Below are 23,123 nucleotides of genomic sequence, written 5' to 3' on the forward strand. Positions count from 1 at the left end.
CCCCAAACTGATTTAGGACTTCTTGATCAAGTCCAATGACGGCTTCCATGGCGTAAAACTCAGGAAAGAGCGATTCAGCACAAACGAACCGGTGCTTTATTCTACCCGATACCAACACACGCCCTTCGAATCGACAAAACGGACCACTTCTCTGGATTTCCACAGGTAGTTCAGGCATGCCTGGGCTTCTCCCGTAGCCAGACTGAAAATCATGGGATCGTCTTCCGAGATCGGCCTGGTAAACAACAGCTCGAATAGGTCCACCACCCGCTTTGGAGACTCCCTAAGTGACTGTCGCAGCAATTCAAAGGAACGCTCCTGCTCAGCGATCAGAGCTTCGATACGGTTATGCAATCCCATGAAGCATTCCTGGTGTGCAGGTAGCACCAGTACATCATTGGGAATCTCCGCTCTCAGCCGGCGAAGAGACTCCAACCAATCGCTCATGGGGTCAGCGAATGGTTCCATCGGGGTTACGGAAACATTGGACGAGATTCTGGGTAATACCTGGTCACCGGAGATCAGCAGCTTCAGCTTCTCACAATAAAAGCAGGCATGCTCCGGAGAGTGCCCACTGCCAATAACTACCCGCCAGCTATGTCCGCCAATAACATGGTGCTGGCCATGTTCCAGGCGATTATACGCCCTGGGCAACCGAAAAACGCGTCGTCCAAAGCTGCCATAATGGCTGCTGTAATTCAGAACAGCCGACTCCGACCACCCGGCACCGCGATGAAAGCTTGTGAAGTCGTTCGGCACCCTGTCATCCTGGGCTTGTGCCTCAAGAATTCGACAGGTCATGTACTCCATTCGGGTCATCCAGAATTGTGTGGGCTGGGTGACAACAAGCCAACCCGCCATGCCAACATGGTCAGGATGCATGTGCGTGACAAACACCCGATGGATATCCGAGTGGCCTGACACTTGCCCGATCAGTGACGTCCAAGCGGATTCAGCTTCTGGGGTATACATGCCGGTATCAACCACCGACATGCCATCTTTATCCTTTAGTAACCAGACGTTGATGTGATCCAACTTGCCGGGCATGGGTATTCGGCTCCAGAACACATCCGGGGCAACCTCCACCAACTCACCATCCCCAGGAACACATTCCAGGGGATGGGTAATCCCGCCGTGGTCATCTGAAAATATTAGCTTGGCTTCCTCAAACTGCTCCATCTCAGGAAGCCTCTTTCCGGGCAGCTTCCTGAAGCTGCCGCCAGTTGATTTTTCCGGTGCCGGACTTGGGCAGCTCGTCGATGATCTCAACAGTTGTTGGCACCTTGTAAGCAGCCATGTTTTGCTTGCACCAGGCAATAATGTCATCTCCGGTAAGGGCATTGCTGGCACTCGGTTTCAAGACCACCATAGCCTTCGCCGTCTCCCCCCTTTTCAGGTCCGGCACGCCAATCACGCAAGCTTCATGGATATCGGGATGGTCATACATTATGCTTTCCACCTCGGCCGGCCAGACTTTGAACCCCGAGGCATTGATCATCCGCTTGAGGCGGTCAACCATGAAAAAATAGCCTTCCTCATCCACATAGCCGAGATCACCGGTTCTGAGAAAACGTTTGCCTTCCCGTTCCACGAAGGTCTTGGTGTTTGCCTCGGGATTGTTCCAGTACTCCAGCATCACCTGCGGACCGTGGAGGATAATTTCGCCGGTCTCGCCTTCGGGCAAGTCTTCCAGTGTAGCCGGATCGACAATCCGTGCATCAGCGCCAAAACTGGCGATACCCAGGCACTGACGTTTGCCCCGTTCAACGGGGTTGCCCAGGATAAAGGCGGCGGTCTCGGTCAGCCCGTAAGCCTCATTGTAGGCAATCCCGAACTCGTCCTTGAGCTTGCGTGAGATAGCTTCGGGCATGGCGGCGCCACCGCCCATCAACCGGAACAGGCTGGAAATATCGTGATCCCCCAGGCTCGGGTTGGAGAAGAAATCGACAATCATCGACGGCGGCGCGCTCCACATATTTACCCCGTAGCGCTCAACCAGCAGCAACGCTGCCTCACGGTCCCAGCGCTGCATGATAACCACCGTCGAGCCGTTAAAAATCGGTCCATTCATACCGCCTTGCATACCGAGAAAGTGGAACAAGGGTGCGATAGCAAGGGACGAATATACGGGTGACCCACCGCGCCACACGGCCGAGGCGGCTACCGAGGCCATAACGGTACCATGGGAATGTACGCAGCCTTTCGGGTGGCCCGTGGTGCCGGAGGTGTAAGCAATTACGCACAGATCATCGTATTCGCCTTCAAAGCGTGCCGGAGTCAACTCCCGGGTCAACACGTCCTGCCAAAGGGTAATGTTCGTAGTGCCCAGGTCCTGCCTCGGTGCACTCACCGCAGCGGGTACTTGCATATCCAGGGTCGTGGTCAAATAATCCGAATAGGCATGCACAATGAGGTGTTCAATATCCCCGGATTGCACCAGTGGGTTGGCGTACTCGAAGAGTTCCTGCGCGGCGAGTAATGTCTTTGCTCCGCTGTCCGCTACACAGTATCGGAGCTCATCCTCCAGGTTCATTGGATTGATCGGAACCACCACGGCCTGGGCACGCAGAATGGCGTAGTACCCCACCATGTACTGGGGGCAATTCTGAGAGTACAGGGCAACCCGGTCACCCGGTTTGATCCCACATACCTGTTGCAGATAGCCCGCCATAGCCTCCACCTGCCGCAGAAACGCACCGTAGCTGAGCGTGTACCCGTAAAACACAATCGCAGGCTTGTCCGGATAACGTGTTGCCGCCACTTCCAGGTTGTAATAAAGGCTGGTTTTGGGTAGATCGAGCGACCGCGGCAGCCCTTTGGGCCAGTATTTGCTGCTTCCGGAATTCATGCCTGTACTCCTGTTACTAATCTGGTTATTTAATAGTGACCCCGAGCACGTTCGAGGATGGTTTTTGCCATCGCGATCACCGGGGCATCAACCATCTGCCCATCGACTTTAAAAGCACCCTCGCCGGACTCGGCCGCCGTCAGTACTTTCTCTGCCCACTTCACCTGCTCCTCATCGGGCGCAAAACCGGCCTGGACGGGGCCAAGCTGTTTGGGGTGGATGCACAACATGCCGGAGAAGCCCATATTCCGTGCCCGCCGCGCACGAGCGAGAACGGCCTCATAATCATCAAAAACCGGAAAAACCGTATCAACGGGAGGCAGTAGCCCGGCCGCCCGAGAGCTCACCAGAATCTGATACCGGCATTGATCCAGGATGGTTTCGGCGCCAACGGTGTTGCCCTCAATGCCCAGGTCATCACTGAGATCAAGCCCCCCGTAACTCAACCGGTTAACCGAGGGCGAGGCGGAAATGGCGTGGATGGCCACCAGACCCTTGGCCGTCTCTATCAGAGGAAGAACCGGCTTACCGGAACCCGCAACGAGGGTGATGTCTTCCGCCGATTCCGCTTTTGGCAGCATGATGCCGATGACCTTGTCCAGACGGCTGCAAAGCGCGAGATCGGCATCAAAAAATGCTGTATCACGGGCGTTAATCCGCACATAAATACCGGGACCATCATGCTGACTGAGAAAATCTTCCAACGCTTGTCGTGCGGTTTCTTTGGCACTCACCGGCACCGCGTCTTCAAGATCCACAATGACTGCGCCAGCACCGCTAGCCAGGGCCTTTGCAATCCGTTCCGGCCTCGAAGCCGGCACAAATAACATGGTTTTGAGATTATCGTTGGTCATTGTCAGTTACCTGCTGTCGAGATTCTGTTGCTGATCACACCACACCAGCACGCTCAAACTGTTCAATCTGATCATCGCCGTAACCCAGGTTCTGCAATATCGGCCGCGTGTGCTCTCCCACCGCAGGCACTGCCGATGCCGCTTCCGCAAACCAGAGCCCGGGGGTCTTCAATGCCGGCACCTCGCCAGCTGGCGTCATCACGTCAAACCAGCGGTCCCGGGCGCTCAACTGCGGATGCTTCCAGACCTGGTGCATGTTATTAACGGCAGCGCTGGCAATGCCGGCGGCTTCAAGGCGACCGGTAACATCCGCCAGGGCCAGCTGTGAAAACACCTCCCGGATCAGGCCGTTGAGCTCGACACGGTTATCAGAGCGTTGAGGATTTGTGGCAAACCGCAAGTCCTCCGTCAATTCGGGAGCCCTCATCACCAGCTCGCAGAACCCGCGCCACTCCCGGTCATTCTGTAGTCCCAGCATCACGGTGTTACCGTCACCGACGGGAAACGGCCCGTATGGGTAAATTGTGGAATGGGAAGACCCAGCCCGGTCCGGGGCTGGCGCACCGTTATAGCTGTAGTACATAGGGTAACCCATCCACTCAACCAGGGCTTCCAGCATGGATATATCAATATGGCTGCCCTCCCCGGTTCTACCACGCAGCAGCAACGCAGACAGAATACTGGTTTGGGCAGAGGTACCTGCGGCGATGTCTGCCACCGAACAACCGGCTCTCGCCATGCCCTCAGGTTCAGAGGTACCCGTAACAGATAGAAAGCCGCTCTCACTCTGGATCATCAGGTCATAGGCTTTCCTGCTCTCATACGGGCCTCCCTGGCCATAGCCCGAGATGTCGCAGACGGTGAGCCCGGGATAGCGAGGATGCAGGTCGGCAAATGACAGTCCCATCCGGGTCGTCGCTCCCGGCGCCAGGTTCTGGACCAGAACATCCGCTTCTGCCAGCAGCTGATGCAATATTTGCATCCCCTCGGTCGTTTTCAGATCAAGCGCCAGACTTTCCTTGGAGCGGTTGACCCAAACAAAGTGGGACGACAGACCCTTTACTCGCCCATCATACTGGCGGGCGAAATCACCCTTGCCGGGCCGTTCGATTTTGATCACCCGGGCGCCCTGCTCCGCCAGATACCGGGTACACAAAGGAGCCGCCACGGCCTGTTCCAGGGCGATAACCGTTATACCCTCCAACGGCAATGGCCTGTTGTTGCTGTTGTTCACAAAAGTTCCTCACCTTCCCTTGTGTTGAAAAAGGCTCAAAATGAGCGAGGCAATTCCAGCAAGTGTTCGGCCACATAGGACAGAATCAGGTTGGTGGAAATCGGCGCTACCTGATATAGCCGGGTTTCACGGAACTTACGCTCAACGTCGTATTCGGTGGCGAACCCAAAGCCGCCGTGAGTCTGCAGGCAGACGTTGGCAGCCTCCCAGGAAGCTTCCGCCGCCAGATACTTGGCCATATTGGCGCTGGCACCGGCGTGGCGACCACTGTCGTATTCCTCACAGGCTCGCCAGCGCATCAGATCAGCCGCTTCGACGTTGATGTGCGCTTTGGCAATGGGGAACTGGACGCCCTGGTTCTTACCGATCGGTCGGCCAAAAACTTCCCGTTCACTGGCGTATTTACGGGCTTTTTCGATAAACCAGCGGCCATCGCCAATACATTCGGCTGCGATCAACGCACGTTCGGCATTCAAGCCATCAAGGATATATCGAAAGCCTTTGCCTTCCTCGCCGATAAGATTCTCGGAGGGAATTTCCAGGTTATCGAAGAACAGCTCGTTGGTTTCGTGGTTCACCATGTTGGCGATCGGCTGCACCGTGAGCCCATTGCCGATGGCCTGATGCAGATCCACGATGAAAATCGACATACCTTCGGTTTTGCGCTGCACCTGATCCAGCGGGGTTGTGCGGGCAAGCAGGATCATGAGGTCAGAGTGCTGGACCCGGGAGATCCAAACCTTCTGGCCATTGACGGTGTACTTGTCGCCCTTGCGCACCGCCGTGGTTTTGATCTTGGTAGTATCGGTACCCGTCGTCGGCTCCGTGACGGCCATGGACTGCAGGCGAAGCTCCCCGGCAGCGAGTTTTGGCAAGTATTTCTGCTTCTGGTCCTCGCTGCCGTGGCGCAGCAGCGTAAACATATTGTACATCTGTCCATGCACGGTTCCGGAGTTACCACCGGCGAGATTGACCTCTTCTAGTATTACCGAGGCTTCCGATACACCGAGACCCGAACCGCCATATTCTTCCGGGATCATCGCGGCCAGCCAGCCGGCACGGGTCATGGCCTCAACGAACTCCTCCGGGAATGCCTTACGCTCCTCTACATCGCGCCAATAAGCGGCATCGAATTCCACACACAAGCCACGGACGCCTTCGCGGATATCGTCATACTTCTTCATAGCGGGGCTGGTCATTTATCTGGTCTCCTTGAATTCAAGTTCTGCTTCATGGGCCGGACCATCTTCATTGGCAGCCCAGAGAATGGCATTGCCGTCACCACTGATGCGGCCTTCCACACAGAATGGCTTATTCACCGTCAACGGTCTCAATCCTCTATACGAAAGGCGCACCGGTGTGCGACCCGGATTTGCATCAAGAAAAGCCTGCACCATCAGCGTGGCAATAAGGGGGCCATGCACCACCAGGCCCGGGTAACCTTCCACCCCGGTGGCGTAAGGCTGGTCGTAATGAATGCGGTGGCCGTTAAACGTTACGGCGGAGTAGCGAAACAGGAGCAATGGCGATGGCGTAATGCCGGTGCTCCACTGAGCTTCGTCCACCGGTTTGTCAAGCGATAGCTTCGGGGCTGCGGGCGCTTTGTAAACGATGTCCTGCTCTTCACTCAGGCACAGCTTCCCATCCTGGCGATAATGGTGCTCGACGGTCACAAACAGTAATTTGCCCGAACGGCCGGTTTTTTCCGTGACTGATTTGATGCTGGACTGACGCTCGGCGCGCTGGCCTACAAGAAGTGGTTGATGAAACTCCACGCTGCCACCGGCCCACATACGAGTGTTGCCTTCAGATTTTGGCAAAAACTCACCCGGCGCTACGTGGCCATCCGGCCCGGTACCGGAAGGGGGTACCGGTATCTGGAAAAATGCCCAGTGCCAAAGTGGGGCCAGGGGGTCACCCTCGCGCGGGAAAGTCCGTGCCAGCATGGCGGCTATACGGCCGGCGAGAGAGGTATCAAGCGCATCTACGCAGTATTCCTGCCTGCCAATCCAGTCCTCAGGTGCATTTTCCATTACGCTGCCTCTATCAATAGCTATTCTAGGTTTTTAATTTTGGTAAGAATGCCGGTATATCACAAAGCTGGGAATTCGATTTTCCTCAAGGGAGCGTTTGGTTTTCATGAACACCCCCGTGGTTTAGACTGACAATCCCTTAGTTAGCTTGCTGCCGAAATTCAATTATGCATTTTGACATCCCTGATTTACGTCTGTTTATCCATGTTGCTGAAGCTAACAGCCTGACCGGCGGTGCCAGAAGAGCCAGTCTGTCAACAGCTGCCGCCAGCATGCGCATCAAGGCGCTCGAAGGCCAACTCGGCAGTCGTCTATTCTACCGTGACAGCCAGGGGGTTGAGCTGACACCCGCCGGCCACGACCTGCTGGTTCATGCCCGCGCCATTATGCGTCAGGTGGACTACATCAAGGATGAGTTCTCTCAATACGCTGAGGGGCAGTCCGGCCATATCCGCATTTTTGCCAACACCACCGCTGTGAGCGATTTCATGCCGGATGTATTGGCGCGATTTCTTGTGTCCCGGCCAGGCGTTACGGTTGATCTTCAGGAGCGCCTCACCAATGACATTGTGCGGGGCGTGATCGACGGCTCCACCGACCTTGGGGTTGTAGCCGGACCGGTAACAGCGAAAAAGCTGGAAATCATTCCTTTCAACGTTGACCGGCTGGTGGTGGTTACCCCAAGCGATCATTTTCTTGCGAATCGCAAAGGTATCACCTTTCAAGAAACCCTGAATTACCCCCATATCGGCCTGCGGGAAGGCAGCACCCTGTTCAATTTTTTGAAGGGGCAGGCTAACGAAATCAACTCACAATTGCAGATGCGGATACAGGTTTTCGGGTTTGAGTCGGCCTGTCGGATGGTCAGCCGTGGTGTAGGTATCGGGATACTGCCCGGGTCTATTGCCCGCCGCTACGCCGAATTTATGGATATTTCGATTGTTGCGCTCGAAGAAAGCTGGGCTGAACGGGAGCGCAGCCTTATCGTTAGAGAGCTGGATGCATTGCCAAAATGTGGTAAAGAGCTAGTTGAAGAAATTCGCGCCCAGGCCAGTCTGACAACCCCCCCGGAGAGCGCCGGTTAGCGGCGCACCCCAGAGGATCTGTTTGCAGTCAGTTTAATGCTCTGAGATTCCACTACGCTTCAGGATAAGCATGTCGGAAACACCGTCCTGAACTATCTCATCGTGCTGGTTAACCAACTGCAGACGCCGATTAACCCGTCCCACACGCTTGCTGGTGCCCTCCTCGAAATCAAGGATCGACAATTTCAGCCGAAGGGTCATGCCGATCGTAATGGGCTTGACGAATTTCCATTCGCTGATCGACATCATTGCCACCGCGGATTTCTCAAAAACCCCAAGGGTATGCATCATGCCGGTAGCGATGGCAATGCCGAAGGCACCGTGTACAAGACGTTCTCCGTAGCGAGTTTTACTGGCAAATTCCTGATCACAGTGAACCGGATTCCAGTCGCCAGAGAGCATGGAAAACATGGTCATATCTGTTTCTGTTATGGTTCTGCCTGCACTCTCGAAAACTTCACCTGTTTTCAGGTCTTCAAAATATAATGAGTTATCCATAATCTTTCCTCTGCGTATCAGGCTCGCTCGAAGATTGCAGCGACACCCTGCCCGCCACCAACGCACATGGTTTCCAGTCCATACCGACAATCTCTTCTTTTCATCTCGTGCAACAGACTGGTCATGATTCGGACACCAGTTGCTCCAATGGGGTGACCAAGAGAAATCCCGGAACCGTTCACGTTGAGGCGGTCGTGGTCATCCCAGCCCCACTCCTTGAGGACCGACAGCACCTGGCAGGCAAACGCTTCGTTTAACTCCACGAGTCCCATATCATTGAAACCGAGACCGGTCTTTTGGAAGAGCTTTTCGACAGCCGGCACTGGACCAATACCCATGATCCCGGGATGACAACCAACCGAGGTCCAGCCCACCATGAAAGCCATTGGATCAAGGTTCAGTTCCGCCAGTTTGTCTTCTGACACAACAAGACAGGCCGCTGCCGCATCGCTTTGCTGACTGGCATTGCCCGCAGTCACCGTTCCACCCTTGATAAGAGGGTTCAGTTTTGCGAGTGATTCCATTGTAGTTTCGGGACGGATGCCTTCGTCCCGTAAGAACGGGAGTGGGTCCGCTTTGCGCTGGGGAATGTTGAGCTGGACGACCTCTTCATCAAAACGGCCCTCATTCCAGGCGGCCGCTGCCCTTTGGTGGCTGCGTGCTGCATAGGCATCGGCCTCCTCGCGGGAAATACTGTACTTCTCGGCCAGATTTTCGGCCGTTTCTATCATGCCGGAGATAAAGCCGAAACGGTCCTCAGGCTGGGAGCGCTCGCGGCCGCGGTCCAGACGATCATACATGGTAAAAGAGCCGGCCTTCTTGCCCCAGCGCATATCGGTGGAGTAGTACTCGATATTGCTCATGCTCTCGACGCCCCCCGCGATAACCACATCACAGGCACCGGATTCCACCATCATCACCGCATTAATGACGGCCTGCAGACCACCGCCACAGCGCCGATCCAACTGCATACCCGGCACATGTTCCGGCAACCCGGCCTGCAAGGCGGCCCAACGACCAACACAGGGTACTTCGCTGTTAGCATAGGATTGTGCGACCACTACATCTTCGATCAGGGCCGGATCAATTGCGGAGCGCCGGATGGTTTCCTTAACTACGGTTGCGATCAGATCTTCAACCGAAACCGGTCTTAATGCTTTACCAAACGCGCCAACTCCGGTTCTTACCGGAGTAACTATCGCTGCTCGTCGTTGCTGCATGAGGCCTCCTCAGAAGGTTGTTTTTGAATCGCGCTCGGCCGCCATTGCTCTCAGCTTTGCCCGCTGAATCTTGGTGCCGTTTGCGCTCTCTGTCACTGGAAAAGCGTCGAGGAACCAGACTTTGGCTGGCACCTTGAACGCAGCGATGGTGTTCTTGAGCCAGGCACGGACACCCTCGGCATCAACATCGGTATCCGGGTCAGCAATAACAAACGCCACACACGCAGGTTTACCATCTACATCGGCGCCAATTACCTGAGCTTCTGCAATTCCCGGGCAGTCCCTGAGCACATCTTCAATTTCCGCAGGGTTTACCAGAAAGCCACCGAGGCGTATCGCATCACCAGCGCGGGTCTGGTAGACGAAAGAGCCATCCTGGCGCAGATACCCGATGTCTCCGGTGGAGAAAAACCCGTCGGTATCGACCGCCTCAGAGGTCGCCTCCGGGTTATTAAAATAACCGGCAAAATTACCCTTTGCCCGAATTTCCAGAACACCGCTTTGTTCCGGCTCCAGCAAATCTCCGGTCTCGGTATGACGCACTCTCACCTGTGCTTCCGGGTCAGCGGGAAAACCGCCGCCCTTGCACCGTTCCTGTACATCTGACTGCCCGGCCTGGATCGAAAAAAGTGCCTGCACTTCACTGGAGCCGTAAACCCCCGCAAGTGGTATGCCACGGGCGTCTGTTTGCCTGGCGAGCTCCTCGGCGCCGGTCTGGAACGCCGCGAAACCACACATCCTGAGGCTCTCGAATCTGGTTTCTTCGGGCATGGCAGCAAGAAGGCGCCAGTACATTTCATCACTACCGAACAGGTGTGTGAGCTTGTGCTTCAGGATCAGCTCTACCGCGGGGCCCTCATCAAACGTCTCCATGACCGCGATAGGAATGCCCGCTGCCAATGCAGTCATCACCGGCACTAACCCGAAGGTTCCGCAAAATGGCAACGGAGCGAGTAGACCTGCCTCGGGCTGATCGAACCGGAACGCCCGAGCCACGAGGTCCGCGTGGCTGGCAAGCGAACTCTGGGTGTGGACCACCAGTTTCGGCAGTTTTGTAGTGCCTGAGGTGGTGAACAGAATCGCCAGGTTGTTCTCGCTGGAATGGTCAGTCACATCGGGTGCATTAGAGGTTTCGAGAGCCGGGAACGGCAAAGTTGAACAGCCGCCCAACTGTGGTGCGGTTGTTGCCTGGTCAAGGACGGCAATCGTTTTGAGATCCGGCACTGTTTCAGGTTCAAGTTTTTCCAGCATGGCCTGAAAATCGATCTTGCGAAAGCGGGGCTGCATGATTAGCAAACAGGCACCGGAAGCAGACAGGATATGCTGCAGTTCCGCCGTGCGGTAACGGGTATTCACTGCCACTAACACCGCCCCAATGCGGGATAAACCAAGCATTAAGGCAAGCCATTCGGGTCGGTTCACAAGCCAAACCGCGACTCTGTCGCCGTGGCCAATCCCCTGCTCCTGCAGCCAGTCTGCGGCTGAGCGCCCCATCTGGTCCAGCTCGGCATAGCTGATGCGGCGTTCTCCCACCAGAAGTGCGCAGGATTCCGGCGCCCGCTCCAGATGTCTACTCACCAGCGCTGCAAGGGTCAGCTTCTTCGGCATCAGTAGAGCTCCATTAGTTTCTTGTTATCACTTAACTCGGAAGGGTGGCCTTCCCAGGTCATCTGACCGGATTTCATCACCACGACCCGGTCCGAGATTTTCAGAGCCTCCTTGACATTTTGCTCTACCAGCAGAATCGACATGCCGGTTTTCTGCTGTAATTCCCGGATCGGACCACAGAGATCCTGGAACAGCTTCGGCGCCAGGCCTATGGAAGGCTCGTCCATCAGCAAACAGCGAGGACGGCTGAGCAGCGCCCGGCCAATAGAGACCATTTGCTGCTGGCCACCCGACAGGTTACCGGCTCGGGTCTGGTAGAATTTTTTCATCACCGGCAGGATCGACATCACCCAATCAATTCGGTCTGCGCGTTCTTTTTCCGGAACCCCAGCGGCCCACATGCCGAGACTCATGGTCTCCTCCACGGTCATACCGGGGAACACTCCCCGGCCTTCCGGCATCATGGACATCCCCGCCATCGTCATGGCCCGTGGCTCGGTCACTGCCGGTTTACCATTGAACAGAATGCGGCCACCCTCGTGGAGCACCAGACCGAATACGGATTTTAGCAGCGTGGATTTGCCAGCCCCGTTGTGACCGATCAGGCACAGCACTTCATTGTCGTTGACATGAAGATTGATGTCCGTCAGAACAGGCCGGCCACCATAACCGACCACCAGATTCTCAACCTGGAGCATTTTGTCTGCCATGATTATCTCTCCCCGAAGTAAATGGCGGCCAGGGCCGGGTCATTCAGGATGGCTTGCGGCTCGCCATCAGCCAGCAATTTACCCTGATCGAGAAAAGCAATGCGGTCAGAAATATTCACCACAATGTCCAGATTGTGCTCGATGATGCAGACGGTAATACCCTCTTTAACTTCCTCCCTGAGCAACCGCAGGAACAGATTATAGGAGTTAGGATCAAGTCCGGACGCCGGTTCGTCCAACAGCCACAGGCGAGAATCCGTTGCCATGATACGGGCGAGGCTCAGGAACTTGCGCTCTGCATAGGCCAGATCAAGCGCACGGGTGTGGCGCTTGTCAGTTAGTCCGGTACGCTCGAGAATCTGATTCACTTTGTCGAGCCGTTTGGCCTTACGGAATTTTCCGCCAGACTGCCAGAGCCAGGAACCAGACTCCATCATGGTCAGGATGTTCTCTTCTACCGTCATGTGGGTAAACAGCCGAAGATCCTGAAAGGTCCTGGCTATCCCCGCCCTGGCAATTCTCCAGGGCGCCTGACCGATGACCGACTCGCCTTGCCAGCTTACGTCGCCTTCGGAAGGCGAAATATGTCCGGTAATCATATTGAACAAGGTGGTTTTGCCTGCTCCGTTCGGGCCGACAAGGGTGGTGATGATACCTGCCCTCAGATTCAGGGAAACATCATTGATTGCCTGCAGCCCACCAAAGTTCTTGCTCAGGTCAGTGATCTCCAGCAATACATCCTGGCCATCCGTAGACCCGGTAAAACCGGAACCGGGAGCTGGCTTTTCGATCTCCTGAGCTGTCATTAACTGTTCGCTCATTTGCCACCTCCCGGGTGTGAACTCACGATACCGCCGGGACGGAAAATCATCAGCAACACCATGGCCATCCCGTAAACGATCTGCTGAATGGAACCGATTTCGGTCTGAGGCAGGAATGACAAATAGGTCAGGACGCTGGGCATAAGCATCAACAATGCGGCGCCCAACAGCGGTCCCAATATAGTAGCGGTGCCTCCGATAATGACCATCGCCATCACCAGTACCGAGGTGTCGAGCATGAAGCTCTGGACATTAATAAAGCTCATGTAAAAGGCATAGAGCGCACCGGCAACCGCCGCCAGCGCCGAAGACAGGACAACCGAGAGCGTCTTTATCACCGTGACGTTCTTGCCGGACGCCAAAGCAGCCGATTCACTGTCGCGGATCGCTTTGAGACTGCGGCCGAAGCTGGTGTGCACCAGGATTCGGATAATCCCGATAATAATCACCAGGCAAATCAGCGACATCAGTAGAAACTGCCAGGGCTTATAAATCGGATAACCGAGCATTTCCACAGCGGGAATCCCGATCACACCGCCAATACCGCCGGTAAAACTCTTCCACTCCGAGAACAGAGTGACAGCCAGCACCTGCAGCCCCAGGGAGGCGGCCACAAAATATTCGCCCCGGACCCGCAGCGCGGGTAATGCCAGCAGCAGGGAGGTTACCGCGGCAGCCGCCATCGCAACGGGTATCGCCACAAAAAATTCCGGGGTCACATTCATCGCAACCAGGGCCGCGGTATAACCTCCAATCCCGAAAAACACCGCATGCGCCAGAGAGAAAATACCGGCGTAGCCGATGATGAAATTCAGGGTGGTCGAGAGGATCGCGTAGACCGAGATCAGGACCAGCAGGTTCAGTATATAAGCGGTCATGTCAGCGCCTCACGAAACCGTCGCCCGCCCAAAGAACCCGGACGGTTTGAAGATGATGAAGAAGAACAGGATCGCGAAGGTAATGGCTTCGCTCCACTGAGTGCCCAGCTTCCACATCGCCAGGTTCTCGGCCACACCGATCAGCAAGCCGGCACAGGCAGCGCCCCGGAGGCTGCCAATGCCGCCGACAATGGTCGCAGCCAGACTGATCAGCATGACGTGGTGGCCAACCGCCGGATTAATCCCGGTGCCCGCAGCGGTAAAAATCGCGCCCGGCACTACCAGCAGCGATCCGAGAGCAAAAGCGTAGGTGGACAAACGTCGGGGACTAAGCCCAAACATACGCACCAGTTCCGGGTTCTCACTCAGAGCTCTCAGCCCCTTGCCCACAAAGGTGTGAGTCAGGAAGTAATGCAACGCCACAAAGCAGATTACAGCACACCCAATGGCGAGCCCGTTCAGTGGCGAAAGATATAGCCCCGGCATCACCTCCACAGAGTTGCTCAAGGGTGTCGGGACAGACATGAAGCCGCGCCCGAACACACTACCTAGCAGATTTTGCACCACAATACCGACACCAAAAGAAGCCACGAACACCGTGAAGAATGAGCCTTCATGACGCTGGATCGGCGCATACATGAAGCGGTCCAGCACCACACCGAAAACCACCGCACTGATGGCCGCCACGGCGACTGCAAAGGTCCAGTGAAAACCCAAGCCGGTCAACGCAAAGTGGAACAGGTAAGCCGCAATAGCGAAGGTCGCACCGTGGGCAAAATGGAATATCTTGGTAGAACCAAATATCAGCGAAAAGCCAGCTGCCGTGAGGGCGTAGATCGCCCCCACCTGCAAACCGTTGGCAAGGAGTTGCAGAAAAAGCATGACGGCCCCTTACTCCGCAGTCTTGACTGAGACCACTTTGCCACTACCTGAACCGTCAACCTCAAGAACCTGGATTGGAGCCAACAGAGTGCCATTATCCTGGAAAGAAACCTCGCCACCGACCAATTCGAACGTCTCCGTTGCTTTACGCTGTGCCAGCAGGTTAGCACCCGTAATTTCTTTGTTCTGCGCTTCCAGAGCCTGGGCAAGTAACCCGAAGACCCTTACGGCATTGTAGTAGTTGGCAATGTAGGAGGTCGGATTCTTGTTATGCTCTGCTTTGTAGTCGTCCACAAAACGCTTGGTGACAGGGTCATCGGAGCCCCACTCAATGCTCTGGGTGGTGAACAATGCGCCCTGTGCTTCTGCCTGGCTTTGCAGCTCGGGCACCGAGAACGCGGAGTAACTGGCGATTTGCGCCTTTACGCCGTTGTCACGCAACTGTTTAACGATCTGCAATTGCTGGGAGCCGTAGGAAGCCACATAGACTACATCCGGATTGTCGCTACGAACCCGGGCAGCCACACCACTGAACTGCTGGGCTGACGCTGCAATGGAGTGGGACTCCACGAGTTCGGCACCCAGTGTCGGCAAGGTTTTTTCCAGTTCATTCAGTATCGACTCCCCAAGTGGATCATCCACGTACACCAAGGTGAATCGTTTGTGACCCAGGTCTTCGACGGCATACCTCGCCAGGGCTCCAACTTCATTGTTTGCCAGTGGAATGACGTTCCAGAAATATTCGCCCAGTTCCGCCAGATCAGGACCAACACCACCGCCATTTACTGCCACCGTCTGGCTGCGCTGAGCCAGTGTGGAGAGAGCCTTGGAAACCCCGGTGAAGGCGGAGAGCACGAAGGGTACGCCCTCAACATTGACCAGCTTATTCATCGCCACCACCCCTTGTTGGGGCAAGGCCTGGCTATCTTCGTACAGGATATTCAGATTTCCTGACAACATTCCGTCTTCGTTGATATGCTTGGCAGCCAGATCTGCACCAGACATAAAAATGTCACCGTAGGTGGCGTTAGGGCCACTGAGCGGAAAGACCGCGCCAATTTCGATGTCCTCGGCTTGAACAGAAACGGCAGAAGCAAGCCCTATGGCAAAAGCGATGGAAGAAAGCGTCTTACGTAACATAATCTGTCCTCGGTATTGTTTTTATTCCATTCAAACCTAGCACCGATTCAGCTACGCACAATTCGCCATTTATTAAGACCCCGTTAAGGCAATGTGAATATGGATCCGGCCCCCGTAATGAGCATTTCGTTTACTCTTGTTTAAGCCAAATATAAAGGAGCAGAACCATGAACTATCGCCGACTCGGAACTACCGGCATGAACGTCTCCGCCCTGTGTCTCGGCACCATGACCTATGGTTCGCCGAAGTGGCGGGAGTGGGTGCTGGACGAACAGGCCAGCCGGCCATTTATAAAACAGGCACTGGATGCTGGCATCAATTTTTTTGATACTGCTGACATGTACTCACTGGGGGAATCGGAACGTGTTGTGGGCAAGGCGCTGCTGGATTACGCGCCCCGCGAGGATGTGGTCATCGCCACCAAAGTATTCAACCCCATGGGAGATGGTCCCAACAACCGGGGCCTGTCGAGAAAGCACATCATGGCTGCTATAGACAGCTCATTACAGCGCCTCGGCACCGACCACGTCGATCTCTACCAGATCCACCGCTGGGACTACAAGACACCAATCGAGGAAACCATGGAAGCCCTGCACGACGTGGTGAAGGCCGGGAAAGCACGTTATATCGGCGCCTCATCCATGTATGCCTGGCAGTTTTCAAAAGCCCAGCACACGGCACAAATGCATGGCTGGACCCGCTTTGCCACCATGCAGCCGATGTACAACCTCGTGTATCGGGAAGAAGAGCGGGAAATGTTCCCGTTGTGTATCGATCAGGGTGTGGGCGTTATTCCCTGGAGTCCGTTGGCGAGGGGCATTCTCGCGGGCAAGACCGTGCAGGGTGAAGGCGGCGAGAGTACCCGGGCGAAAACCGATGAGAACACCCGAAAATGGCGCCTCGGCAGCGACGTTGACCAACCTGTTATCGACGCCCTCCGCAAGGTTGCCAAGAATCGCGGCATGAGTATGGCTCAGATTGCGCTGGCCTGGGTTATGTCCAACCCGGCTGTCACCGCACCTATCGTTGGGGCAAGCAAACCGGGACACATTGAAGAGGCAATTGCAGCATTGGAACTGACGCTTTCAGATGAAGAAAAAGCCGCCCTGGAAGATGCTTATGTGCCGCATAGGATAGCCGGACACAACTAACACGACACGAAAACCCTGCCCGTCTTCATCAGAACGGCAGGGTCAGGACCGCACAAAGCAGGCTGCAAAAGGTGAGCGCGGCCAGAGAGTATTTCAAGCTCCATTCCCAGGCGGCCCGATGCGCGTTATAGCCCGTGCAGCGTTCCAAAAGCAAGGAATTAGCGGAATAGGGCGTGCCTGCAATGGTAATTCCCCAGCCGGTAATGATGCCCAGACCCAACCCCAACAAACCGTAATCGGGCCAGATCGGACCGAGAATACTGCCCGCAAGAGTTCCGGAAATAATCGGGTTCACGCCCACGGCGCCCCCGGTGAAAAATAACCAGGGCACCGCGATCGCGACCAGCGGATAGGCCCATACCGGCAAGCTGAAATCCATTCCCAACCAGGTCAGTGCAAAGGTTCCGATGATGCCGCCAAGAAACGAAGACCCCCCCATTATTACCAGCTCGTTGTTCATGGGCGCCAATGAAGGCAACGCTACAACGCCGTCAGCCAGACGACGATAAGCCAGGCCAAGTATCACAGCCGACAGACAGCTGAGGGTGACTGCCTGGGAGTATACAAGCCCGGCCCGGGCGCTCAAGGTAAAGGCCCCAAAGCAAATCAGCGCGATAATGGCCACAAAACGGAGCCAGGGGAAAAGCGCAGATTCATGATCGCCCGGCAGCACGGTCACTTCGGCTCGGGCAGGCTCCTGCTCCCTCGCAAAAGCGCCCGCCAGCAAAAAGAGAATGGACACTGGCAATCCCACAGCAATCAATTTCCAGCTCGACAGCCCCGGCAGGAACGTTACGGTCATCACAATGGCGATCGACAGGGGTGAGGCCATGGGCGAGGCACCGAAGCCGCGCACCACCGCCCGGGCAGCATTGCGCCCCAACGCACTGTCGCCTTGCTCCTTGATTTGCACACCGATCATGGTGGCGACCACGCCTACGGCTCCGAAATTCAGGGGAATCGAAAGCAACGCCGTGCCCACACTCATACCCAGGTATCGCACTAGGGATTTGCCAGCAAACAGACTGCGGGCAATGATTTTCAGATCATTGGACTGACCCATCACGGCAGATAACAGCATGACGGTGATAATAAGAGCGCCAATACGCGCCATGTTGGCCGCAGCTCTGGGCAAGGCGGACGGCTCAAACGCAAGTGCCGCAAAGGTGAGCAGGATGATCAGTGAAAATATCACCTTCCCCACTACGCGCAGATTGCCCCAACCCAACACAATGGCCATACAGGCAAACACAGTGGCGGCCACGGTATGACCCGGTAAAAAAGTGGCGACCCCGGCACCCAAAGCAAGGTAAGCCAGGATTGAGCGAGGCAGGGGCAGGCTGTCCGGGTGCAATAAAGACTTCATACTACCGACATTCCCTATCGCCCCGAGCCTTCTGGTTGGTCTTCTGACGAGTCTCGTCCATGCCTTCAGGCAGGAGGCAACAACCGTGCACCAGTCAAAGCCTGAACTTCCTCAAATGTATTCTCACCAAACAACTCCACTACCCGAAGCCCGTCCGGCGTCACATCTATGACGGCGAGGTCGGTAAAAATCCTTTGAACCACACCCGTTCCGGTCAAAGGATAGGTACATTGTTCGAGAATCTTGGGTTCGTTCTCCCGGGTCGTGTGCCGCATCACTACAAAGAGTTTGCGAGCGCCTACGGCCAGATCCATCGCACCACCAACCGCCGGGGGAAACTTGTCGTTATTGGTCGCCCAGTTTGCCAGGTCACCCGTGGCAGACACCTGGAAAGCACCCAGCACAGCAATATCCAGATGCCCTCCCCGCATGATCGCGAAGGATTCCGCGTTATCGAAATAACACCCGCCCGGGAGCAGGGTTACATACTGTTTGCCTGCATTGATCAGATTGGGGTTTTCTTCCCCCGGTGCAGGCGCGGGACCGACGGCGAGAATGCCGTTCTCGCTGTGATAGATAACCTGTTTATCACCGGCCACGTAGTTTGAAACCTTGGTGGGTATGCCGATACCAAGATTCACGTAGGCGCCATCAGGTATATCCTGGGCCACACGTTCGGCCATCTGTTCGGGGTTAAACCTGAGCATGGTCCACCTCCTCTGCCACCAACCGATCAACAAAAATACCCGGTGTCACCACATGTTCTGGGTTAAGCCCACCGACTTCGACAATGGAATTCACTTCGGCGATGGTTACACGCGCCGCGCTGGCCATCATCGGGTTAAAATTCCGCCCGGCGGTGTTGTAGACCAGATTACCCCATGGGTCGCCGCACTCCGCCCGTACCAGTGCGTAATCTGCCGGCAGCGGCAACTCCAGGACATAGCCCTTGCCATTGATGACCCTGGTTTCTTTCCCTTCGGCCAGTCTGGTGCCATAGCCGGTTGGTGTCAGAAAACCACCAATCCCGGCTCCGGCAATCCGGATACGCTCACTCAGAGTGCCCTGCGGCACCAGTTCCAATTCTACCGAACCCTCTTCAAAGCGTTTCTCGAACCATATGGAACCGGCTGAGCGAGGAAAAGAACAGACGATCTTGCTCACCAGTCCATCTCTCAACAAGGATGCAATGCCCTCCTCTGCCACCCCAGCATTGTTGGAGATAATGGTGAGCCCTGTTGCGCCATGCTGTCGAAGCGCTTCGATCAGTTTCAGCGGAATACCTGAACTGCCGAAGCCCCCAATCATGATGACCGCACCGTCAGGAATATCAGCCACGGCATCTTTGAACGAGTTAACCCGTTTATCAATCACAACCTGTTCCCCTTCTGTCATAAACCGGGTTTAACGATGAAGTACCGGCGTGGCATTACGGTTCAGCAGCCCCTTTGCGGCATACATCACCACAATAACGCCCAACCCCGCGAGCTCAGTGACCAGATCCGGATAGATCATCAGACCACCGGCGATCAACGCGATCACCCTCAAGGGCCAGGCAATAATGCCCACCCGGTAAAGATAACCTTCCATCGAAGAGGCGATCAGCCAGATCGCGGTGACGGCAGTCACGGTCGACATCAGGATCCGCGAGAGTTCCCCCTGCATGATCAGGGACGGATTCAATACGAACAGGAACGGCAGAACAAAAAGAATGCCTCCCAGGCGCATGGAATACAGGCCAGTCTTTGTGGCGTTCGCGCCGGCAACACCGGCGGCCGTTATCGCGGCCAGAGAAACCGGTGGTGTGATGTAGGACAACATCCCCCAGTACAGAATAAACAGGTGACTCGCCAGCGGATTCAGCCCGGCATTGACCAGAGCGGGAGCCAGCAGGATAGACAGGAAGATATAGCAGGCACTGACCGTCATCCCCATGCCGAGTATAAAGCTGGTCACCGCACCAGCCGCCAGCATCAGAGGTATGCTGCCATCGGCATACAGCAACAGTTCACGGGAAAACGCCCCCGCCACACCGGTATAGGAAAGCCCTCCGACCACCAACCCGATGCCTGCCAGAATCGCCACCAGGTTAGCCACGTTGGTAGTCAGGTCCCGGATGAACAACTTCGCGCGGGAAAAATTCATACGGTACTTACGCTTGAACAACGAAACACCGAGCAACACCAGTGAGGCATAATAAGGAGCATAGGCCTCAAGCCGCATCACCAACAGCATGTAGATCAACATGACCAAGGCAAACAGATAGGGCCACCCCTCCTTCAGGGTTTCTTTCAGGCTGGGAATCTGGTCATCCGGCAACCCTTTGAGGCCTCGTTTTGCGGCGTAGTTATCGACCTGGAAAAGTAGCGCCAGATAAAACAAAAGTGCGGGAAGAAACGCCGCAATCATGATTTCTGCGTAAGCCACCCCCAGGAACGACGCCATGATAAACGCCACCGCACCCATAACCGGGGGCATCAAGGTACCACCGGTGGAGGCACAAGCTTCAACCGCCGCAGCATAATGAGCCGGGTAACCCGTCTTCTTCATGGTGGGAATGGTAATAGGGCCAGTGGTGAGGATATTTGAAATCACACTACCGGACAGGCTACCCAGGATACCGCTCGACAATACCGACACCTTGGCCGGACCACCGCGACTCCGACCCATCAGGGCGGTGGCAAATTTCATGAAGAACTCACCACCACCGGTGATGGTCAGCGCCGCGCCAAAAACCACGAAACCGATCACCAGTTGCGCAACCACCTGCATCGGAATGCCAATAATACTTTCCACGCCAATAACATGGGCGCGAATAATCTCCGTCAATGTATATTCATTGCCCCACAGGAATCCCGGCATACTCCCGGCATAAAGCGGGTAGGTGCCAAAGAACAGTGAAACGAACAGCAACGGCCAACCGCCGCATCGGCGGACACCTTCAAGGATCATCACCAACAGAACGGCGGAAGATATGGTTGCGGCCAGCGGAGCTTCAAACTCCCAGCCCTGTTGAATCATGATCAACCCATAAAACCCCAGATACCCACAGGGCAACAGTGCCAAAACCCCCAGAACCCAGTCGTACCAGGGCACTTTGTGGCGAGCACCGGACCAGGCGGGAAAACACAGGAATGCCGCAGCGAGGAAAATACCAATCAGATAGTACAGGTAGGAGTTACCCAGTGGCTTAAACCCGAGAATTTCCAGATTGAAGGTCTGGTTGATTGCCATCAACAAACCCAGGGTACCTAGTATAAGGACGCCCCAATAGCCGGCGCCGTGCAGACGACCGCCGCTGGTTTCGCCTGGAACTGGTGATGAAGTCTGGGCAGAGGTGCCCGGAGAAGAAGTCATGCCATACCCCGAAAAAACGAAGTAAAGTGGTGCAGCTGATGCACCACTTTATTCAAGCCATTGATAAACGGTTACAGCGAGCTGAGTGCCTCGGTCCGGTGTTTTTCCCAGATTTCAGCGAACTCCTCATCGCTTTTGCCTTCACCTTCTTCCATTGCTTTCGGCCAGGCTTCCAGCAATGCGTTCAGGCGCTCGGTACGCGCATCGTTCCAGCTCTGGTGTTCTTCGGTCCAGATACCCTTCTCTTTCAAGTAGCGAATGGCTCCCGCGTGGAAGGGCACATCAATGGCCGGAGTGCCAGCTTCCTTCAGGTCCCAGCGGTCCATAACAGCCGTGGCGTCCTTGTACATGTCGAAGGTCTCATCAAGCACCTTGATGTAGTCGTAGACCGCTTTTTCGTCCATGTTGGCACGAACGGTCAGAACCGGGTAGCGATAGGCGAGAATGTCAACCGGATTATCTTCACTGATGCCAGCACCCACAGTTTCCGTGTAGGGCTGGAAGAAAGGCGCCACTTCGCGGATCCGTTTCCAGCCTTCCTCGTTGTCCTTCGGCACTTCCAGCCAGCGAATGCCGCGGGGCGATTCGGCCAGTTCATAGACGTGGCTCGGAGTTGTAGTGGTGCAGGAGGCGTCGGCTTCGCCACGTGCCAGGGAGCTCATCGTGTTGGCATAGGTTGGGAACATGATGGCGTCCACATCATCCCTGGTCAGGCCTGCAAACGCCAAAAAGGCATCGCATTTCACGTTGACGGACGGATTACCGGCTACGTAGGCAAAGCGCACACCCTTCAGATCTTCGAGAGATTCAATATTCGCGTCTGCTGCAGTGAAGATACCAAACGATGACGGACGACCAGCGACGGCCCGGAGATCCTGGGGACCCCAGCGACGGGTAGAAAAGTCATGGATACCTTCAGCAGCAAAGAAGGTTTCTGTGGCAAGGAAGGCGTAGTCCGCGCGACCACTGAGCAAAGGCTGCAGCCGCCCGATGGCGGAACCGGAGGGCTGGATGCGGACCCGGGTGCCATACTTCTTGCCGAAGGCATCGGCAATGGCGGAGGCTTCAGCGTAGCCTGCGGACCCAACATCGTAGGAAGTCCATGTCATCGTATCTGGGAGCTCAGTTTCGGCAGCGGCTGTCGCACTGACGCCCAGGACCATTACGGCGGCGCATATGGAGCTGGCTAGAGGGCGGAATAAATTTGCTGTTCGGGATTTCATAGTGACTCTCCGGATAGTTGTTGTTGTAAGTCGCAACTTAAGCCTAGCTCACAACAGAATTTTAGCCTGTCATGGATAGCAAACTGCCACCGGCCGAACCGATAGCTTCTTCAAACTAAACCTGCCCTCCCGACCAGTCAACGTATTTTCTATAATCGAATAAACAACTATTTTATATAAGAAATACTATTTTTATATAGCTCGCACCTATACCT

Annotated in this window: 21 protein-coding genes; 2 read left to right on the forward strand and 19 right to left on the reverse strand. The window is 55.5% G+C overall.

The annotated features are described in order from the left end of the window. Positions 1 to 96: 96 nt before the first annotated feature. From GRX64_RS11460 to GRX64_RS11485, 6 genes are read right to left on the reverse strand one after another with little or no spacing between them, the layout of a single operon-like run. Complete coding sequence (locus GRX64_RS11460) at positions 97 to 1,179, reverse strand: MBL fold metallo-hydrolase (RefSeq protein ID WP_166267294.1); 1,083 nt, start codon at positions 1,177 to 1,179, stop codon at positions 97 to 99. A gap of 1 nt (position 1,180) precedes the next feature. Next, positions 1,181 to 2,848 carry a long-chain fatty acid--CoA ligase gene (locus GRX64_RS11465; RefSeq protein WP_166267296.1) on the reverse strand — a complete coding sequence of 556 codons (1,668 nt, stop codon included), beginning with the start codon at positions 2,846 to 2,848 and terminating at the stop codon, positions 1,181 to 1,183. Positions 2,849 to 2,877: 29 nt separating this feature from the next. Continuing rightward, the gene (locus GRX64_RS11470; protein ID WP_166267298.1) at positions 2,878 to 3,702 is read right to left on the reverse strand and encodes an HpcH/HpaI aldolase/citrate lyase family protein; all 825 of its coding nucleotides are present in this window, start codon (positions 3,700 to 3,702) and stop codon (positions 2,878 to 2,880) included. A 34-nt stretch (positions 3,703 to 3,736) separates the two neighbouring features. Further along, positions 3,737 to 4,936 carry a CaiB/BaiF CoA transferase family protein gene (locus tag GRX64_RS11475; RefSeq protein ID WP_166267300.1) on the reverse strand — a complete coding sequence of 400 codons (1,200 nt, stop codon included), beginning with the start codon at positions 4,934 to 4,936 and terminating at the stop codon, positions 3,737 to 3,739. 35 nt (positions 4,937 to 4,971) lie between these two features. Beyond that, positions 4,972 to 6,135, reverse strand: a complete 1,164-nt coding sequence (locus tag GRX64_RS11480; RefSeq protein ID WP_166267302.1) for an acyl-CoA dehydrogenase family protein — start codon at positions 6,133 to 6,135, stop codon at positions 4,972 to 4,974. Further along, positions 6,136 to 6,969, reverse strand: a complete 834-nt coding sequence (locus GRX64_RS11485; RefSeq protein ID WP_166267304.1) for an HTD2 family dehydratase — start codon at positions 6,967 to 6,969, stop codon at positions 6,136 to 6,138. A 167-nt stretch (positions 6,970 to 7,136) separates the two neighbouring features. Here GRX64_RS11485 and GRX64_RS11490 point away from each other — a divergent pair, with 167 nt between their 5' ends. Then, positions 7,137 to 8,054, forward strand: coding sequence for a LysR family transcriptional regulator (locus GRX64_RS11490; RefSeq protein ID WP_166267306.1), 918 nt, complete (start codon positions 7,137 to 7,139; stop codon positions 8,052 to 8,054). Positions 8,055 to 8,087: 33 nt separating this feature from the next. Here the strand turns inward: GRX64_RS11490 and GRX64_RS11495 are convergent, their stop codons facing one another. The 8 genes from GRX64_RS11495 to GRX64_RS11530 are packed head-to-tail and all read right to left on the reverse strand — an operon-like array spanning position 8,088 to position 15,811. Then, positions 8,088 to 8,552, reverse strand: a complete 465-nt coding sequence (locus GRX64_RS11495; RefSeq protein WP_166267308.1) for a MaoC/PaaZ C-terminal domain-containing protein — start codon at positions 8,550 to 8,552, stop codon at positions 8,088 to 8,090. Between the two features lie 17 nt (positions 8,553 to 8,569). Continuing rightward, entirely contained in the window at positions 8,570 to 9,772 is a 1,203-nt protein-coding gene (locus GRX64_RS11500; protein ID WP_166267310.1) for an acetyl-CoA C-acetyltransferase, read from the reverse strand. Between the two features lie 9 nt (positions 9,773 to 9,781). Continuing rightward, positions 9,782 to 11,380 (reverse strand): AMP-binding protein, encoded by a 1,599-nt coding sequence (locus tag GRX64_RS11505; protein WP_166267312.1) that lies wholly within the window; start codon positions 11,378 to 11,380, stop codon positions 9,782 to 9,784. After that, the gene (locus tag GRX64_RS11510; RefSeq protein WP_166267314.1) at positions 11,380 to 12,090 is read right to left on the reverse strand and encodes an ABC transporter ATP-binding protein; all 711 of its coding nucleotides are present in this window, start codon (positions 12,088 to 12,090) and stop codon (positions 11,380 to 11,382) included. Before GRX64_RS11510 ends, GRX64_RS11505 begins: the two co-directional genes overlap by 1 nt. Before the next feature lie 2 nt (positions 12,091 to 12,092). Beyond that, positions 12,093 to 12,911 carry an ABC transporter ATP-binding protein gene (locus tag GRX64_RS11515; protein WP_207308784.1) on the reverse strand — a complete coding sequence of 273 codons (819 nt, stop codon included), beginning with the start codon at positions 12,909 to 12,911 and terminating at the stop codon, positions 12,093 to 12,095. Then, positions 12,908 to 13,789, reverse strand: coding sequence for a branched-chain amino acid ABC transporter permease (locus GRX64_RS11520; protein WP_166267316.1), 882 nt, complete (start codon positions 13,787 to 13,789; stop codon positions 12,908 to 12,910). The genes GRX64_RS11515 and GRX64_RS11520 overlap by 4 nt, the downstream gene beginning before the upstream one ends. A 9-nt stretch (positions 13,790 to 13,798) precedes the next feature. Then, positions 13,799 to 14,671: a branched-chain amino acid ABC transporter permease gene (locus tag GRX64_RS11525; protein ID WP_166267318.1), complete on the reverse strand. Its 873-nt coding sequence runs from the start codon at positions 14,669 to 14,671 to the stop codon at positions 13,799 to 13,801. 9 nt (positions 14,672 to 14,680) lie between these two features. Continuing rightward, positions 14,681 to 15,811, reverse strand: coding sequence for an ABC transporter substrate-binding protein (locus tag GRX64_RS11530; protein WP_166267320.1), 1,131 nt, complete (start codon positions 15,809 to 15,811; stop codon positions 14,681 to 14,683). Positions 15,812 to 15,978: 167 nt separating this feature from the next. Between GRX64_RS11530 and GRX64_RS11535 the strand changes: the two genes are divergently transcribed. Continuing rightward, entirely contained in the window at positions 15,979 to 16,962 is a 984-nt protein-coding gene (locus GRX64_RS11535; RefSeq protein ID WP_166267322.1) for an aldo/keto reductase, read from the forward strand. Positions 16,963 to 16,990: 28 nt separating this feature from the next. On the opposite strand, the gene GRX64_RS11540 is transcribed toward GRX64_RS11535, so the two are convergent. The 5 genes from GRX64_RS11540 to GRX64_RS11560 form a co-directional block, all read right to left on the reverse strand. Beyond that, the gene (locus GRX64_RS11540) at positions 16,991 to 18,328 is read right to left on the reverse strand and encodes a hypothetical protein (protein ID WP_166267324.1); all 1,338 of its coding nucleotides are present in this window, start codon (positions 18,326 to 18,328) and stop codon (positions 16,991 to 16,993) included. A 65-nt stretch (positions 18,329 to 18,393) separates the two neighbouring features. Next, positions 18,394 to 19,035 (reverse strand): 3-oxoacid CoA-transferase subunit B, encoded by a 642-nt coding sequence (locus GRX64_RS11545; RefSeq protein WP_166267326.1) that lies wholly within the window; start codon positions 19,033 to 19,035, stop codon positions 18,394 to 18,396. Beyond that, complete coding sequence (locus GRX64_RS11550) at positions 19,022 to 19,702, reverse strand: 3-oxoacid CoA-transferase subunit A (protein ID WP_166267328.1); 681 nt, start codon at positions 19,700 to 19,702, stop codon at positions 19,022 to 19,024. The genes GRX64_RS11545 and GRX64_RS11550 overlap by 14 nt, the downstream gene beginning before the upstream one ends. A gap of 30 nt (positions 19,703 to 19,732) precedes the next feature. Next, positions 19,733 to 21,685, reverse strand: coding sequence for a TRAP transporter permease (locus GRX64_RS11555; protein WP_166267330.1), 1,953 nt, complete (start codon positions 21,683 to 21,685; stop codon positions 19,733 to 19,735). Between the two features lie 71 nt (positions 21,686 to 21,756). Further along, positions 21,757 to 22,908 (reverse strand): TAXI family TRAP transporter solute-binding subunit, encoded by a 1,152-nt coding sequence (locus GRX64_RS11560; protein WP_166267332.1) that lies wholly within the window; start codon positions 22,906 to 22,908, stop codon positions 21,757 to 21,759. Positions 22,909 to 23,123 lie beyond the last annotated feature (215 nt).

It is taken from the genome of Marinobacter caseinilyticus, assembly GCF_011074955.1.
GTDB lineage: Bacteria > Pseudomonadota > Gammaproteobacteria > Pseudomonadales > Oleiphilaceae > Marinobacter > Marinobacter caseinilyticus.

Bases quoted from the DNA above. Each gene is read 5' to 3' on its own strand.
- GRX64_RS11530 (WP_166267320.1), bottom strand. From the start codon at position 15,811: ATGTTACGTAAGACGCTTTCTTCCATCGCTTTTGCCATAGGGCTTGCT.
- GRX64_RS11470 (WP_166267298.1), bottom strand. From the start codon at position 3,702: ATGACCAACGATAATCTCAAAACCATGTTATTTGTGCCGGCTTCGAGG.
- GRX64_RS11525 (WP_166267318.1), bottom strand. From the start codon at position 14,671: ATGCTTTTTCTGCAACTCCTTGCCAACGGTTTGCAGGTGGGGGCGATC.
- GRX64_RS11460 (WP_166267294.1), bottom strand. From the start codon at position 1,179: ATGGAGCAGTTTGAGGAAGCCAAGCTAATATTTTCAGATGACCACGGC.
- GRX64_RS11555 (WP_166267330.1), bottom strand. From the start codon at position 21,685: ATGACTTCTTCTCCGGGCACCTCTGCCCAGACTTCATCACCAGTTCCA.
- GRX64_RS11500 (WP_166267310.1), bottom strand. From the start codon at position 9,772: ATGCAGCAACGACGAGCAGCGATAGTTACTCCGGTAAGAACCGGAGTT.
- GRX64_RS11495 (WP_166267308.1), bottom strand. From the start codon at position 8,552: ATGGATAACTCATTATATTTTGAAGACCTGAAAACAGGTGAAGTTTTC.
- GRX64_RS11520 (WP_166267316.1), bottom strand. From the start codon at position 13,789: ATGACCGCTTATATACTGAACCTGCTGGTCCTGATCTCGGTCTACGCG.
- GRX64_RS11560 (WP_166267332.1), bottom strand. From the start codon at position 22,908: ATGAAATCCCGAACAGCAAATTTATTCCGCCCTCTAGCCAGCTCCATA.
- GRX64_RS11465 (WP_166267296.1), bottom strand. From the start codon at position 2,848: ATGAATTCCGGAAGCAGCAAATACTGGCCCAAAGGGCTGCCGCGGTCG.
- GRX64_RS11515 (WP_207308784.1), bottom strand. From the start codon at position 12,911: ATGAGCGAACAGTTAATGACAGCTCAGGAGATCGAAAAGCCAGCTCCC.
- GRX64_RS11485 (WP_166267304.1), bottom strand. From the start codon at position 6,969: ATGGAAAATGCACCTGAGGACTGGATTGGCAGGCAGGAATACTGCGTA.
- GRX64_RS11535 (WP_166267322.1), top strand. From the start codon at position 15,979: ATGAACTATCGCCGACTCGGAACTACCGGCATGAACGTCTCCGCCCTG.
- GRX64_RS11545 (WP_166267326.1), bottom strand. From the start codon at position 19,035: ATGCTCAGGTTTAACCCCGAACAGATGGCCGAACGTGTGGCCCAGGAT.
- GRX64_RS11510 (WP_166267314.1), bottom strand. From the start codon at position 12,090: ATGGCAGACAAAATGCTCCAGGTTGAGAATCTGGTGGTCGGTTATGGT.
- GRX64_RS11480 (WP_166267302.1), bottom strand. From the start codon at position 6,135: ATGACCAGCCCCGCTATGAAGAAGTATGACGATATCCGCGAAGGCGTC.
- GRX64_RS11540 (WP_166267324.1), bottom strand. From the start codon at position 18,328: ATGAAGTCTTTATTGCACCCGGACAGCCTGCCCCTGCCTCGCTCAATC.
- GRX64_RS11505 (WP_166267312.1), bottom strand. From the start codon at position 11,380: ATGCCGAAGAAGCTGACCCTTGCAGCGCTGGTGAGTAGACATCTGGAG.
- GRX64_RS11490 (WP_166267306.1), top strand. From the start codon at position 7,137: ATGCATTTTGACATCCCTGATTTACGTCTGTTTATCCATGTTGCTGAA.